14 protein-coding genes are annotated in these 14,387 nt (G+C 41.3%); 8 read left to right on the plus strand and 6 right to left on the minus strand.

Features of this window, described 5'->3' with window-relative positions; translation table 11 throughout:
- Positions 1 to 45: 45 nt before the first annotated feature.
- Both ACNURT_RS23330 and ACNURT_RS23335 read left to right on the plus strand, forming a co-directional pair.
- The gene (locus ACNURT_RS23330; protein ID WP_419699702.1) at positions 46 to 2,031 is read left to right on the plus strand and encodes an AAA family ATPase; all 1,986 of its coding nucleotides are present in this window, start codon (positions 46 to 48) and stop codon (positions 2,029 to 2,031) included.
- A gap of 103 nt (positions 2,032 to 2,134) precedes the next feature.
- A complete protein-coding gene (locus tag ACNURT_RS23335) occupies positions 2,135 to 3,202 on the plus strand; it encodes a branched-chain amino acid aminotransferase (RefSeq protein WP_419699703.1) in 1,068 nt (355 codons plus the stop codon).
- Between the two features lie 67 nt (positions 3,203 to 3,269).
- On the opposite strand, the gene ACNURT_RS23340 is transcribed toward ACNURT_RS23335, so the two are convergent.
- From ACNURT_RS23340 to ACNURT_RS23350, 3 genes are read right to left on the minus strand one after another with little or no spacing between them, the layout of a single operon-like run.
- Positions 3,270 to 3,980, minus strand: a complete 711-nt coding sequence (locus ACNURT_RS23340) for an SGNH/GDSL hydrolase family protein (RefSeq protein WP_419699704.1) — start codon at positions 3,978 to 3,980, stop codon at positions 3,270 to 3,272.
- Positions 3,980 to 4,735 carry a lipoyl(octanoyl) transferase LipB gene (lipB, locus tag ACNURT_RS23345; RefSeq protein ID WP_419699705.1) on the minus strand — a complete coding sequence of 252 codons (756 nt, stop codon included), beginning with the start codon at positions 4,733 to 4,735 and terminating at the stop codon, positions 3,980 to 3,982. The genes ACNURT_RS23340 and lipB overlap by 1 nt, the downstream gene beginning before the upstream one ends.
- Positions 4,735 to 5,382, minus strand: a complete 648-nt coding sequence (locus tag ACNURT_RS23350) for a 4'-phosphopantetheinyl transferase family protein (RefSeq protein ID WP_370999136.1) — start codon at positions 5,380 to 5,382, stop codon at positions 4,735 to 4,737. The genes lipB and ACNURT_RS23350 overlap by 1 nt, the downstream gene beginning before the upstream one ends.
- Positions 5,383 to 5,614: 232 nt before the next feature.
- Here ACNURT_RS23350 and dcd point away from each other — a divergent pair, with 232 nt between their 5' ends.
- Together dcd and ACNURT_RS23360 are read left to right on the plus strand one after the other, a co-directional pair.
- Positions 5,615 to 6,151, plus strand: coding sequence for a dCTP deaminase (dcd, locus tag ACNURT_RS23355; RefSeq protein WP_419699706.1), 537 nt, complete (start codon positions 5,615 to 5,617; stop codon positions 6,149 to 6,151).
- A gap of 166 nt (positions 6,152 to 6,317) precedes the next feature.
- Positions 6,318 to 9,038, plus strand: coding sequence for a TonB-dependent receptor (locus ACNURT_RS23360; RefSeq protein ID WP_419699707.1), 2,721 nt, complete (start codon positions 6,318 to 6,320; stop codon positions 9,036 to 9,038).
- Between the two features lie 106 nt (positions 9,039 to 9,144).
- Here the strand turns inward: ACNURT_RS23360 and ACNURT_RS23365 are convergent, their stop codons facing one another.
- Positions 9,145 to 10,017 (minus strand): hypothetical protein, encoded by an 873-nt coding sequence (locus ACNURT_RS23365; RefSeq protein WP_419699708.1) that lies wholly within the window; start codon positions 10,015 to 10,017, stop codon positions 9,145 to 9,147.
- Between the two features lie 115 nt (positions 10,018 to 10,132).
- Here ACNURT_RS23365 and ACNURT_RS23370 point away from each other — a divergent pair, with 115 nt between their 5' ends.
- Positions 10,133 to 10,414 carry an ATP-dependent Clp protease adaptor ClpS gene (locus tag ACNURT_RS23370; RefSeq protein WP_076379060.1) on the plus strand — a complete coding sequence of 94 codons (282 nt, stop codon included), beginning with the start codon at positions 10,133 to 10,135 and terminating at the stop codon, positions 10,412 to 10,414.
- Between the two features lie 54 nt (positions 10,415 to 10,468).
- Entirely contained in the window at positions 10,469 to 11,029 is a 561-nt protein-coding gene (locus ACNURT_RS23375; protein WP_419699709.1) for a histidine phosphatase family protein, read from the plus strand.
- Between the two features lie 186 nt (positions 11,030 to 11,215).
- On the opposite strand, the gene ACNURT_RS23380 is transcribed toward ACNURT_RS23375, so the two are convergent.
- Complete coding sequence (locus tag ACNURT_RS23380) at positions 11,216 to 12,643, minus strand: L-serine ammonia-lyase (RefSeq protein WP_419699710.1); 1,428 nt, start codon at positions 12,641 to 12,643, stop codon at positions 11,216 to 11,218.
- Between the two features lie 132 nt (positions 12,644 to 12,775).
- Here ACNURT_RS23380 and ACNURT_RS23385 point away from each other — a divergent pair, with 132 nt between their 5' ends.
- Positions 12,776 to 13,252 carry a DUF5684 domain-containing protein gene (locus tag ACNURT_RS23385; protein ID WP_419699711.1) on the plus strand — a complete coding sequence of 159 codons (477 nt, stop codon included), beginning with the start codon at positions 12,776 to 12,778 and terminating at the stop codon, positions 13,250 to 13,252.
- The gene (locus ACNURT_RS23390; RefSeq protein WP_419699712.1) at positions 13,252 to 13,617 is read left to right on the plus strand and encodes a DUF2752 domain-containing protein; all 366 of its coding nucleotides are present in this window, start codon (positions 13,252 to 13,254) and stop codon (positions 13,615 to 13,617) included. Before ACNURT_RS23385 ends, ACNURT_RS23390 begins: the two co-directional genes overlap by 1 nt.
- Here the strand turns inward: ACNURT_RS23390 and ACNURT_RS23395 are convergent.
- Positions 13,599 to 14,345 carry an RDD family protein gene (locus ACNURT_RS23395; protein ID WP_419699713.1) on the minus strand — a complete coding sequence of 249 codons (747 nt, stop codon included), beginning with the start codon at positions 14,343 to 14,345 and terminating at the stop codon, positions 13,599 to 13,601. The genes ACNURT_RS23390 and ACNURT_RS23395 overlap by 19 nt on opposite strands.
- Positions 14,346 to 14,387: the final 42 nt, after the last annotated feature.

Here is a 14,387-nt window from a genome sequence, read left to right on the forward strand (position 1 = left end):
TATTTACAATTTGCCGATTTAAAAGCCGTATAAACCTAAATCACAATGAAAATAAACTTTACTGGTAAATACAAGTCTCTTACTTCTTTTGAAAGTGATGATTTGTCGAACTTCACTGTAATCACAGGTAAAAACGGAACAGGCAAAAGTCAGTTAGTTTACTGTATAAACGAATCACTAAAACCAGTATCCAACCAAAATACTGAATTTAAATTAAGTTTTAATCCCCATTTAACAACTGTTCAGGTTAGTGATTTATTATATAAATCGAACGGCCCAGCTACTATTGATATTTTCAAAAAAAAAATAGGGCCTTATTATACCTCCTTTGAAAATATTAAAAAAGAGCGTAAAAAGCTTTATAACACATTAATTGAAAGCGATGTCTCTTTAGCAGATTTCATAAATTTTGAACAATCACAGATTATTGAATTATTAAGAATTCCTGATTTGAAAAATTTCATGGAAAACCTGTTGAGTGAGAATCCACCAGTAGCTATAAGATTTATACCTTCTAAACCTGAAAACAATTTAACTGAGTTGTTTAAGAATTCGCTTAAAGCCGATATCACCTTATTTAACATATTATCTCAAATAAAAGGCCACAAAAAAAAACATATTGACGATCTCGAAAGAGACGATTTTTTTACCACGCCAATACTTGAAAAATACATTGACAGTTCCGATATGTTTGAGTCCCAAGTTGAAACAATATTTTTCAATTATTTAAAACGTAGATATGATAATGACCGTCTAAGCTACAGAAATGAAAGATTTGGTGAAACAAACGCTGTCTTAAATGAGTCGGAATTTGAGACTAAATTTCCTGCGCCTTGGGATTTAGTAAATACCATATTAAGAGAAAATGATATCCCTTTAAAAGTTAAAACTTATAAAATAGAAGATTATTCTGAAAGCATTAGAATTGAACTGAATTTTCAAAAAGAAGGGGTGAATGAAATTGTATTATTTGATGATCTTTCAAGCGGTGAAAAAGTAATAATTGGTTTGGTGTTAAAGCTTTTCACTCAAAAATATTATGAAACCGATTTAAAATTCCCAGAGCTTATAGTTTTGGATGAACCGGACGCTTATCTACATCCTGAAATGTCAAAGTTGCTCATTGATGTACTCTACAAATCCTTTGTCAATAAGCTTGGCATCCGGGTTATCATGACAACCCACTCCCCTTCAACAGTTGCTTTAGCTCCTGAAGATTGTATTTATGAAATGGCTAATACGCCTTCCTGTTCTCTCAAACAAATATCAAAAGACTCGGCTCTCGAAATCTTAACAGGGAAGATTCCGACCCTAAGTATTGATTATAGAAATCACAAACAAATCCTTTTAGAAAGCCCAACCGACGTCACTTACTTTCAAAAACTTTTTAACAAAGTTAACGCTGAAGAAAAGTTAACATTCAAACTTTACTTTATTTCAAATGAAATGGGCAAAGGTAATTGTGATTGGGTTAAATCGACCGTATTAAAATTAAGAGAAGGAGGGGTAAATAGCGCTTACGGAATAATTGATTGGGATGGCAAAAACAGTAGCTCAAATGAAGTATTTGTTCATGGGGAAAAGCGTAGATATTCAGTTGAAAATTTTCTTTATGATGCAATCTATCTATCTGTTCTGTTTTTAGAATCAAACGGGGCGAATAATATTAGATCAGAGCTTAATTTCGATGACACTTATAATCAGTATAATTTATCAAATGAATCCAATGAAAGACTACAAGAGGTTTGGAACTGGTATATAAAAAAGATAGAAGACGTTTTTCCTGCGTTAAAGTCTGATCAATATATAGATATTTTCTACTACAATCAAAAAAGAGTATCGATACCTAAGTGGTTCGTCAATATGCAGGGTCATGATGAACTTGAAACAAAGTTAAGAAAAGTGTTTCCATCTTTGTCAAAGTACACATCAGAAGGGTATTTGCAAGATACGCTCTCAGTTATTGCTGCAAAATGTTATCCTTTAATTCCATTGGAATCGATAGAATTATTAAAACAATTATGTCTATAATATGCAACAATCCCCCAAAATTGGTCTAACTATCAATTCCTTATCGCAAGTACATAAAAAAATTCCTAACTTGCCATTTTCTAAATTATAAACACATAAGGCCATGACTGAGACGCTGGACATCAAGATCACCAAAACCGCACATTCCCGTTTAGCTGAAACGGATTTTGACAACTTACCATTCGGAAAAACATTTTCTGACCACATGTTTGTGGCCGATTATGCTGATGGTGAATGGAAGAACCTGCAGGTCATTCCGTACGGCGAGATTGGGGTTAGTCCGGCTATTTCTGCACTGCATTACGGACAAGCATTTTTTGAAGGGCTAAAAGCTTACAAACATGCCGATGGAAAAGTAACCATTTTCCGTCCGGACAAAAACGCTATCCGTTTAAACAAATCGGCCGAGCGCTTGTGCATGCCGACACTCCCCGAAGAAATATTTTTACAAAGCATGGCCGCCGTGGTTGATATCGACCGCGAATGGGTGCCTGCCAAAGCAAATCATTCTTTGTACATCCGCCCATTCATGTTCGCTACCGATCCGTTCCTGGGCGTAAATCCGTCTGCTACCTATAAATATATGGTAATTGCAGGCCCCGTTGGACCATATTTTTCAAAAACACTGCGCGTGAAGATCGAAACGCACTATACCCGCGCCGCCGAAGGCGGCATGGGCTTTGCCAAAGCGGCAGGTAACTACGGATCATCTATGCTACCAGCACGTAAAGCAGCCGAAGAAGGTTTTGATCAATTGATTTGGACCGATGCCAAAGAACATAAATATATTGAAGAAATGGGCGCTGCCAATGCCATGTTCCTGCTGGATGGTGTACTGATCACTGCCGAAGCAAAAGACACTATACTGGATGGCGTAACCCGTGATACCGTTATTGCTTTAGCTAAAGAATGGGGCATCCCGGTTGAAACACGCAAAGTATCTGTAGCCGAAATTATTGAAGGGGCCAAAAACGGCAAACTGACTGATGCCTTTGGGGCCGGTACTGCCGCCACTATAGCTTCGGTAGGTTCAATAAGTGTTGATGGCGAAGAGTATTTGCTGAGCGATCCAAAAACACGTGAGTTCTCTCAAAAAGTTTTAACAACGCTTGATGCCATTAAATATGGTAACGCGCCTGATACTTACGGTTGGAATTACCTGGTAGGATAATCATTATTATTCCATAAAATAAAAAAGGTGCGCCGTTTGGTGCACCTTTTTATTGAAATATCATTTCTTATTTCTTTTCCAGGGCGCTTAAAACAACCGGTTTCAGTTTATCAACCCACATCTGGTACATCGTGGCGGATGGATGCAAGCCGTCATTAGCAATAAGTGAGGAATTGTTGGCAGCCAGTTTAGATATGGGTGTAATATCGATATAATTAACGCCCGCGTTGGCGCTCTCCTGCCGGTTAATGTCATTAAACTGATCGATCTCTTTACCAATGCGCGCATCGTCGCCATGGGCAAAGGGTGTTACCCCATAATCGGGTATAGATAATACAAAAACATGCCTGGTATTGCCTTTGGCCAATTTGATGGCGGTATTTAAAACCTGTACAAACTTAACACGATAATCGGCCTGACTGCCCCCGCCATATTGATCGTTCACGCCGATAAGCAAGGTTACCATGTCGTAGGTTTTGTCTTTGATGTCGCTGCCGTCAATAGCCGATATTAATTGCTGGGTTGTCCAGCCGGTTCGGGCTATAATGGTTGGGCCGGTTATTTTATGTCCGGGCAACTGCCCTGCAAGTTTGTAGGGGAAGGCATCATGCTCATCTACAGATTGGCCAATAGTATATGAATCGCCAAGAGCCAGGTAGCTTAACGTATCAATTATAGGAATAGGTGGCTGAGCTTGTGGTGTATATGACATCGATGCTGTTTTTGTGCAGGCCGATAAGGTACCTATCGATAATAAAACTAAAAATAATGCTTTCATTATAACATCTCCATATCAAACAATACGGAAATATGATGTTTAAGGATTTCTTTTACTTCATTTATATCAACTTCGCGGCCTAACTCTTTTTGCATAGAGGTTACGGCCTTATCATCGATACCACAGGGTACAATATTATTAAAATAATCCAGATCGGCATTAACGTTAAAAGCCAGTCCATGCATGGTTACCCAGCGGCTGCAGCGCACACCCATCGCACATATCTTGCGGGCGTTTTCATTATCGGCGTCAAACCAAACACCGGTATAACCCGGGTAACGACCAGCCTTTAAGCCATAATTTGCTAAAGTTAAAATAACTGCTTCTTCCAGTGTGCGTAAGTATAAGTGTATGTCGGTAAAAAAATTATCAAGGTCAAGTATCGGGTAAGATACAATCTGGCCCGGCCCATGATAGGTGATATCCCCGCCACGATTAATGCTATAATAAACCGCGTTTTTTTCTTTCAGCCCATTATCATCAAGCAATAAATGCTCAGGTTTCCCGCTTTTTCCCAGCGTATACACATGCGGGTGTTCGCAAAACACCAGGTAGTTAAAAGTTTCCCCGGGCTCAAAAGGCTCGTAAGTGCCGGCTGACACAGGTGTTTTGGCGGCAGCTTCATAAGCTAGCTCGCTGTTGCGGTTATTCAATTTGGTTTTTACCGAAGCAGCAAATAACTCCTCCTGCTTATCCCAGGCCTGCTGATAATCTATCAAACCCCAGTCCTGAAAAAATACTTTTTTGTTCTTCATTACATTTGTCCCTTTACGTAGCCTATCATGTAACCTTCATACTGCATGTAACTTACGATATAATCCAGGTTGATATTGTTTTTATGCAGGCGGGCGCTTAGTTCGCCCCGCGTATTAAAGCTGAAAGGATCTAAAAAAATGTTATCCGCAAATGATACCTCTTTTTCACCATTGCATTTGTAAATAGCCTCTTTGGCGCACCAGCAAACGTAAAGCTGTTCAATTTTGTGCTCATCGTTAATAATAAAGCTCATTTCATCAGGCCGTAAGAATTTACCTGCTATGCGTTCAACTTTTTGTTTTATCAGTTCAATATCTATCCCAACTTTATGTGTTTTGCTGATCATCACGGCGGCATAATCAAAAGAGTGGCTCAGCGAAATATGATAGGGCAGGTTCACCAGGTAGGGTTTGCCATGGGCATCAACTTTGCAATCAATATATTCGTCGGTATGCAACATTTTGCGGAGCAGCACACGGGTACCCAGCCAATGCAGGTGGCGCTTGCCATTGCTTAGTTTTTCAACGTAAGCTTTTTCGTCCTCGTCAAGTTGTAGTTGTTTATACAGGTCGTCAGCCTCTTCTTCGATTTTCCAGAGCGCAAATTCGGTATCATCGTCGATACGCTGCCTGTATGCTATAGCCATAATAAGTAAAATTGCAAAATAGGTAGCAAACTTATGTCAAATAAATTTAATTAAAAATATATCAATTTGAAGATTTGGTAATTTGAAGATTTGAAAATGGAAGGAGTTGGGTTATTTGAAAATAAACAAGATTGGAAAGATTTGAAATTGGGTATCGATACCTTTATTTATTTCATTTTCAAATCTTCAAATTACCAAATCTTCAAATCAAATTTTTAATTTAGGCCCTACCATGATATTATCAGATAAGCGCATTCTCGAAGAAATTGAAAAAGGAAGTATTATTATTGAACCCTTTAAACGCGAATGCCTGGGCACCAACTCCTACGATGTTCATTTAGGCAAGCACCTGGCCACTTACCGCGACAGGGTACTGGATGCCAAACTGCATAACGAGATTGATGGTTTTGAGATCCCCAAAGAAGGATTTATCCTGCAGCCTAATACGCTTTACCTTGGAGTTACCATGGAGTATACTGAAACCCACAGTCATGTACCCTTCCTGGAAGGAAAATCAAGTACCGGCAGGTTAGGGATTGATATACATGCTACCGCAGGCAAAGGCGACGTAGGTTTCTGCAATACCTGGACGCTTGAAATTTCATGCGCCCAGCCTGTACGTATTTATGCAGGTATGCCTATTGGTCAACTGATTTATTTTGTGGTTGAAGGCGATATTGAAACCAGGTACAACACCAAAAGCAACGCTAAATATAATAATCCTACTACACGCCCGGTTGAAAGCATGATGTGGAAGAATAAATTTTAAACGATTTTTTTTCAGAACGATTAAACCATTGTTATTGGGGTAGGTCAAAGTGAAATTAAGCTTTGGATATGGCTTAATTGCATCGTACATTAATCTTACATATAACCTAAAACCTCACAACTCATCGCCTGATTAGATATTTTGTGTAGATTAAACTTTATTTACCATGATAACATTCAAAAAAGTATCTGTCGGCTTGTTGATAACGGTGATTGCTACCGCAATTTTCGGTTTTACCGGCCCAGGCGATGATCTGCTCGGTAAACTGGTCGACCAGCTTTATAAGTGGCGTGCCGAACATCCGCAGGAAAAAGTTTACCTCCATCTGGACAAACCTTACTATGCCGTTGGCGACGACATCTGGTTTAAGGCTTACGTAACCATTGGCAGCAAGCACCAGCTATCCGCTTATAGCGAAATTTTAAATGTCGATCTGATCGGCGAAGATGATTCAGTAAAGCGCAGCATTAAACTTCCACTCACCAGTGGCATAGCTTATGGCGATTTTGCCCTGCCAGATACGATGCAGGATGGTAACTACCGCATAAGAGCCTATACCAATTGGATGCGCAACGCTGGCGATGCCTATTTTTATGATAAAACCATCACTATATCCAAAGGCATCGGTAATACGGTTTTCACCAGAACCGAGTATACTTACGGTGAACAAAATGGAAAACAAAAGGTAAATGCCCTGATCAATTTTACCGATGCAAACGGATCGCCATATGCCGGTAATGAAGTAAGCTACCGCGTTGAATTGAATGGCAAAACAGTTTCTAAAGGCAAGGGCTTAACCAATGATAAAGGCGATTTAACTGCCTCATTTCTTAATACCACTCCAAACCCGGCAGCCACCGGTAACATTATTGCCAATATCAAACTCATCGATAAAAAGTTGATCACCAAGGTAGTGCCCATTAAAGCGGTATCTGCTAAAGTAGATGTACAATTTTTTCCGGAAAGCGGCACCCTGGTAAATGATGCCGGTTCAAAAGTAGCTTTTAAGGCCGTTGGAGCCGATGGCCTTGGTGTTGATGTAAAAGGTACGGTTGTGGATGACCAAAACCAAACAGTAGCTACATTTAACAGTACCCACCTGGGCATGGGCGTGTTTAACTTAACACCCATGAGTGGCAAAACTTATAAAGCCCATGTCATATTTGCTGATGGATCCACGGCTGATTTTAACCTGCCTAAAGCGGTTGATAACGCCTATGTTTTAAACATTGACAATTCTGCTGATGATAACGTGGTAGCAAAAATATTACCCGGATCGGGTATTGCACAAAGCACTACAGCTGCCGGAAGCCTGATGCTGGTAGCGCAAAGCAGCGGTGAAATTTATTATGCCGCTAAAAGTTCCGATAACAGTAAAACATTCAGGGCCGTTATTCCAAAGAGCAAATTCCCGTCGGGCATTGTGCAGTTCACTTTGTTTTCGGCCAGTGGCGAACCATTGAATGAGCGTGTTGTATTTATTCAAAATCCAGATCACCTTAAATTATCGGTTTCGGCACCTAAGCAGCAATTTGCACCTCGCGAAAAAGTAACCATTAGTCTGAATGCGAAAGACAAAGATGACAAGCCCATTATCGGCAGCTTTTCAGCCTCAGTTATCGATCTGTCAAAAGTACCGGTTGATGAAACTACGGAAGAAAGTATTTTTTCGAACATATTACTAAGCTCCGACCTGAAAGGCTATATAGAAAAACCCGGTTATTATTTTGCAGATCAAAGCGCTAAAACCAAAGCCGATCTTGACGTATTGATGCTTACCCAGGGCTACCGCAGATTTGAATGGAAACAGGTGATCAACGATACCTTCCCTCCTGTGGTTTATCAACCCGAAAAAACATTACAGGTAACCGGGCATTTAAAAACATTTGGTGGCAAACCGGTACCTAACGGTAAGGTAACACTATTTACTACTGCCGGCGGCGTATTCATTTTAGATACTATAGCTGATGCCCAGGGTAAATTCACTTTCAATAACCTGGTATTTAGGGATAGCATCAGATTTGTAGTGCAAGCCCGCACGGCTAAGGATCGTAAGAACCTGGAGATAGAACTGGATAACATAGCTCCGCAAGCAGTAGGAAAAAATAAAAATGCCGCCGACATCCAGATAAATGTTAGCGATGGTCGTTCGGTTTATCTACAGAACAGCAAAAAATTATTCAATGAGCAGGTAAAATATGGTATAGGGAACCATACCATCGTACTAAAAGAGGTGGTTGTAAAAGATACCCGTACCACCGCGGTAAAACATTCATCAAACTTAAACGGAGCAGGTAATGCCGACCAGGTTTTAACCTATAAAGACCTGGAGAATATGGGCGGCAATCTTTCCAATATACTACAAGGCCGGCTCCTGGGAGTACAGTTTCGCGGGGGCAAACCCTATTCAACCCGTGGCGGTGGCCCTATGCAAATAGTGGTCGACGGTATTTATATGGAACCAGACTACCTGGACAATATAGTAGTATCGGATATTGCCAGTATTGAAGTTTTACGTTCGGTGGGCAATACCGCCATATATGGTTTCAGAGGTGGTGGTGGAGTTTTGGTGATCACTACTAAACGTGGCGACGAAGGGTCCGTTTATAATCGCTATGCTCCCGGCGTAGTTACTTACTCGCCTAAAGGATATTATAAAGCGCGGGAGTTTTATTCGCCTCAATATGATGGCCCGAAAACAAATGCACAAATGCAGGATCTGCGATCGACCATATACTGGAACCCTAAGATCATCACCGATAAGGATGGTAATGCTTCGATGTCCTTCTTTAATGCCGATGCCAAAGGTACTTACCGCGTAATTATTGAAGGTATTGACGCTGACGGCAACCTGGGCCGGCAGGTATTTAAATATAAGGTAGAGTAGATTCGAAGTCAAAAGTCAAAATCCATATCGGGTTTTGACTTTTTACTTATTTTAGATGCTTCAGAAGAACAGTTTTTTTGACTTTTGAATTTTAACTCTTGAATTATTACTTAGCCAGGTAAAATTTCTCCCAGAAATCAACAGATCTGGCCAATTCGCTGCGGCCGCTTTCCGCCCCGCCTGCACCCGCTCCGCCGCCACGACCGCCTCTGCCGCCGCGACCACCACCGCCCATTCCGCCACCGCCACGACCGCCTCTTCCGCCGCCACCACCTGCCCCAAAGCCACCGCTTTGATGATCGGGATTTTCGGCACCATCACCTTTGGCCCTTTGTAAGCCGTTTATTTTAAAGTTAAATGCCCATTCATTTTTAGCGATGTCCTCTGCATGAAAAAACTGTAAGGGTATGGCCATCTCATAAACCAGGTTACCTTCGGCATCATAATCAATAGCGGCTTTAATACCATAGGTGTTTGAGGTAGTTATCATATCGCCCTCAATATCTTTAAAACCTACCACTTTTATATTGCGTAGTTTGGTTACACGTTCACGTATCAGCTCATCACGGTCTTCTTTGGTAATATCGCCGCCCGGGTTATCCCGTTTTCCAAATGTTGGCGGCGTTCCCGGATCGGCCAGTGGAAAAGTAAGGGAAAAGCTCTCCTTTTTTTTGCCCTTGGTATCAATGCTCAAGGTAATTCCCGCGTTTAAAGTCCTGATCTGATCCATACGGTCACTGATCCTTATAGCAGCGTAAAGCATAGTTTGATCATTGGCCAGCGTGTAATTGATCTTTTTTTCGTCGTTGAAATACCGCAAACTATCGCCCCAGTCTTTCAGGTTACCATCAATAGTAACCGGTGCGGATGGGGTTTTTAATGTCGATTGGGCATTTTTCGCGGTTTGGGCATGCATTACACCGGTAGTTATTAACTGTAAGGTACATACTAAAATAAGATGAGGAGCGATTTTTTTCATTGGGTTGGGGCGTTTAGGGTTTTTGATCGGCGCTATATTGTAACATGATTTTTAAGCCCATAAAACACAATTTTAACACTTTTATTATTGTTTTTGAGTAAATTTGTAGTTACGTATGCCAACCGAAACACAGGAAGAAACACTCACACTCGAAGAGATACTGGCAGGACTTAAAGAAGTTCACCGCCTGATATTGTGGAACGATGATTTTAACACCTTTGATCACGTGATCCATTGCATGATGAAGTATCTCGATTACTCCGAAGCACAAGCCGAAAAAATTGCCTGGAAGGTACACAACGAAGGCAAATGCGCGGTATTGGAAGGTTCATTTACCGAAATGGAGATCTACCGTAAAATACTGCAGCAGGAAGGCCTCACTGTAAGTGTGGAGTAAGCCCCTTTTGATTTCGGAATTCGGATGTTCGATTTGGGATTTAGATTGTTAGTTATGATAAAAAGAATTGCTTTTTTGCCTGCTTTGATCTTATTGGTGATCTGCTTCACCAATTGCAGGTCAAACGCGCAAAGCAAAAATTTGAAGTTGATTTTTATCCGCCATGCCGAGAAACCTGACGATGGCGATAATCTGTCATGTACTGGCTTAAACCGGGCACTAAAACTACCGGCAGTTTTGAAAGCCAAATTCGGTTTGCCCGATCGGGTTTACGTCCCTGCCTTGCATTTGGGTAAATCAACTCCCCGGGCGCGCATGTTTCAAACCATTTCGCCTTTTGCCATTAAGTATAACTTAACAATCAATAGTGTATTTGAAGAAGAGGACACGAAGGACATAGCCGAGGAGCTCACCGGTCGAAAAGGTACCATTTTGGTGGTATGGGAACATAACGAGATCCCATCTATATTAAAAAAGCTCGGCCTAAAAGTTAAAGACCTGCAATGGCCTGATAATGATTACGATACCATTTGGGTGGTAACCTTTAAAAATGACAAACCCGTTTTAACAGTTGATAAAGAGGGAATAAAACCCGCGGCAACTTGTAGTTTTTAAGATTTATTATGCAAAGCCAGGGACCGTGCACCTTACAAAGATAATAGCCCTAAAAACATAGCAAATAAATAATGTTCAAAAAAGAGAGGTGTCACCCTGAGCTCCGTCGAAGGGTTGAGCGCAGAGGCCTGATCACCATGACACCCTCTGCTTTTGATGGGCTACTCTCTCTTCAGTGGGCCGGGGCTAACACTCCGGCAAGCTAATTGGGATGTTGATAGCCAATCCCCCGTCTGATGTTTCCTTATATTTGGAGTTCATGTCAAGGGCGGTTTGCCACATGGTTTTCACCACTGCATCCAAACTCACTTTAGCTTTTTCTGGATTACTCTGCAAAGCCAGCTGCGAAGCTGTTATGGCTTTGATAGCGCCCATGGTATTGCGTTCGATACAAGGAATTTGCACCAGTCCGCCTATCGGATCACAGGTAAGGCCCAGGTGATGCTCCATCGCTATTTCGGCAGCCATGAGTACCTGTCTTTGCGTGCCACCCATACACTCGGTAAGCGCTGCTGCGGCCATGGCTGATGACACCCCAATTTCGGCCTGACAGCCACCCATTGCTGCCGATATGGTAGCTCCTTTTTTAAAGATACTGCCAATTTCTGAAGCAGTGAGTAAAAACTGGATGATACGCTGATCTGTATTACCATCGCAAAAAACTATGTAATATTGTAGTACTGCAGGTATAACACCAGCCGCACCATTGGTAGGCGCCGTAACCACTCTGCCAAACGAGGCATTCTCCTCATTTACAGCCAGCGCAAAACAACTTACCCAATCCAGTATATTTTTAAAACTTTCGCCTGTTTTACGGATGGCTACAACCCATTCATCATAATTTGTATAAGTGTTATTTCCTATTAATTTGCTGTTGAGTTTAAAAGCACGCCGGGCCACGTTTAAACCGCCCGGTAATTGTCCGGTGGTATGGCAGCCACGATAAATGCACTCTTTCAAGGCTTTGAAAATATTAAGCACACCACTACGGGTTTCTTGCTCGATACGCCAGGCCAGTTCGTTCTCCATCACTACTTCTGATATTTTTAGCCCAGTTTTAATGCACCAATGCAGCAGATCGGCAGCGGTATCAATAGGGAAAGGCAAATCAACCTCTTGTTTGGTCTGATTAGATCCACCCTCTTTTACCACAAAGCCACCGCCTATGGAGTAATAAGTTTCTGAAACAGCCTTCCCATTATTCAGAAAAGCCTGAAAAGTTACCGCGTTGGGATGAAAAGGCAAGCTTTCGTTAAACAGGAAAAGCAGATCATCAGCCACCGAAAAAGTAATGGTTTGAACGCCCCCAAGCTGTAATTTATGGGTTGCTGTGATATCTCCAATTTTTGATGTTATCTGATCAACCTCAAAAGTTACCGGATCATCGCCGCTCAGTCCTAATAGTATGGCAATATCGGTACCATGACCACGACCTGTTTTAGCCAACGAACCGTAAAGCAGTATTTTTACCTGTTCAACCAGGGGCAAAACAGCTTGTTGTTCAAGTGAATGTACAAATTGCTGTGCCGCCCGCCAGGGGCCCAATGTATGTGAACTGGAAGGCCCTATGCCTATCTTGAACATATCAAAAACCGAAATTTGTTCTCTCTGCATCTGGTCAAAATTATGAATAAAATGTCATTCCTGCTTTGTAATAAAAAAAGCGTTGCGTTTAATTTTTATTTAAATATTTTATAATTTGCGGGTAATCAAAAACACTCAAACAATCACTTAAACCAAAATCAAATGCAAGATTACGATCCTTCATCAGCAGCCTCGTCCGGAATATTTATTGCCATATTCATGGCATGTATTGTCCCATTAATAATTACAAGTATTATCTCTATTGTTGGACTGTGGAAAATATTTGAAAAAGCCGGTAAACCTGGTTGGGCATCCATTATCCCAATTTACAGTACCATTGTACTTCTTGAGATCATTGGCAAACCTATATGGTGGTTATTCCTTATTATCTTTCCATGCACGAGTTTTATTTTTGCAATTTGGGCAATTAATTTACTGAGCAAGAGTTTTGGCCAAGGCGTTGGTTTTACGATTGGTATTATATTTTTACACTTTATTTTTTTGCCGATTTTAGGTTTTGGCAACTATCCATATTTAGGTCCTGCCGGCGCCGGGTTTGTGGGTGGTGCTAAACCATTTGATCCATCAACCAATTACCAGGATCCGTTCAACACTAATCCGCCTCCGTCACAGGTGTAATGCTGTTCAATAAAAGCTATTTACAAATATTTTGCAGCCAGGCCGGTTTTATCCACTGGCTGCAAAATCATTTGCTCCTCTGCCCTTTCAAATACGTAACCGGGATCGACTGCCCCGGCTGCGGTTTTCAACGCGCGGTTGTAGCTCTTTTGAAGGGCGATCTTCAACAAAGTTTCGCGCTGTATCCTCCGGCCATTCCACTCCTGTTCTTCTTCGCCTACGGTATTGCCGATGGCTGTTTTAAACTGGATACCCCCAAATCAACCATCAAGAAAACCTTGTTCATGATTATGGGTAGTATTGTACTGATTAGCTACGGCATTAAAATGTGGGAGGTATATGGCCATTACAAAACGTCGGCCTGAGCTATAATGTGGGTGTAATCTTTAATAATAGTTTGCAAAAACAACATGTTATTCATTTCGGCGGGAGGGTTGATATTCAGCAGATCTTTGATGCGTTGCGCCATATTATATACCAGCATGCTGTTACCGCTTTTAACATAATTGTTGATCACTTCGTTTATCAGTTCTACATCCTGTTCACTTAACCTGGCAGCATCCGGAAATGCAGGCTGATAATTATCATCTGCCGGTTTAAAGGCGATGTTTTGCATTTTGGTGCGGGGCACGGTTCTGATGAGTGTAGTACCGGCCACCATGTCGCCAACACGCTGCGATTTGTCTGACACGGCTACGCAGACCAACGCGCACAAATTACTGGTTAAGGTAAAATCAACTATCCGGAATAACCAGCGCATGAGGTATTGCCCCAGGCGTGGTCTGGCGCCATCCAGGCTTATTACCTTTATTTTCATGATCTTTTTACCCACACTTTGCCCATTCATGGCTAATTCACATATCAGATCATAAAAAACAAATAATACGGCATAAATAATTAACATTATACCAAGCCCAATACCACTGCTTCCTCTTCCCATTCCACCCGCCGAACCAATAGCTATAAGTGTAGCTATAATGATAACCACAAACATGGCCATATCAATTATATAGGCCACAATACGTTCGCCTAAACCGGCTACCTCGTAATCAATATCTATGTTTTGTGTGGTGGTTACCTTTATCGTTTGCATATGATTCAAATATAAAATGTAAATCTGTCTTTTTTAGTTGTT

Source organism: Mucilaginibacter sp. NFX135 (genome assembly GCF_048565145.1).
Lineage (GTDB): Bacteria > Bacteroidota > Bacteroidia > Sphingobacteriales > Sphingobacteriaceae > Mucilaginibacter.

Excerpts from the sequence above, each read along its gene's own strand:
- ACNURT_RS23330 (WP_419699702.1), top strand. The coding sequence starts at position 46 with ATGAAAATAAACTTTACTGGTAAATACAAGTCTCTTACTTCTTTTGAA.
- ACNURT_RS23335 (WP_419699703.1), top strand. The coding sequence starts at position 2,135 with ATGACTGAGACGCTGGACATCAAGATCACCAAAACCGCACATTCCCGT.
- ACNURT_RS23340 (WP_419699704.1), bottom strand. The coding sequence starts at position 3,980 with ATGAAAGCATTATTTTTAGTTTTATTATCGATAGGTACCTTATCGGCC.
- lipB (WP_419699705.1), bottom strand. The coding sequence starts at position 4,735 with ATGAAGAACAAAAAAGTATTTTTTCAGGACTGGGGTTTGATAGATTAT.
- ACNURT_RS23350 (WP_370999136.1), bottom strand. The coding sequence starts at position 5,382 with ATGGCTATAGCATACAGGCAGCGTATCGACGATGATACCGAATTTGCG.
- dcd (WP_419699706.1), top strand. The coding sequence starts at position 5,615 with ATGATATTATCAGATAAGCGCATTCTCGAAGAAATTGAAAAAGGAAGT.
- ACNURT_RS23360 (WP_419699707.1), top strand. The coding sequence starts at position 6,318 with ATGATAACATTCAAAAAAGTATCTGTCGGCTTGTTGATAACGGTGATT.
- ACNURT_RS23365 (WP_419699708.1), bottom strand. The coding sequence starts at position 10,017 with ATGAAAAAAATCGCTCCTCATCTTATTTTAGTATGTACCTTACAGTTA.
- ACNURT_RS23370 (WP_076379060.1), top strand. The coding sequence starts at position 10,133 with ATGCCAACCGAAACACAGGAAGAAACACTCACACTCGAAGAGATACTG.
- ACNURT_RS23375 (WP_419699709.1), top strand. The coding sequence starts at position 10,469 with ATGATAAAAAGAATTGCTTTTTTGCCTGCTTTGATCTTATTGGTGATC.
- ACNURT_RS23380 (WP_419699710.1), bottom strand. The coding sequence starts at position 12,643 with ATGCAGAGAGAACAAATTTCGGTTTTTGATATGTTCAAGATAGGCATA.
- ACNURT_RS23385 (WP_419699711.1), top strand. The coding sequence starts at position 12,776 with ATGCAAGATTACGATCCTTCATCAGCAGCCTCGTCCGGAATATTTATT.
- ACNURT_RS23390 (WP_419699712.1), top strand. The coding sequence starts at position 13,252 with ATGCTGTTCAATAAAAGCTATTTACAAATATTTTGCAGCCAGGCCGGT.
- ACNURT_RS23395 (WP_419699713.1), bottom strand. The coding sequence starts at position 14,345 with ATGCAAACGATAAAGGTAACCACCACACAAAACATAGATATTGATTAC.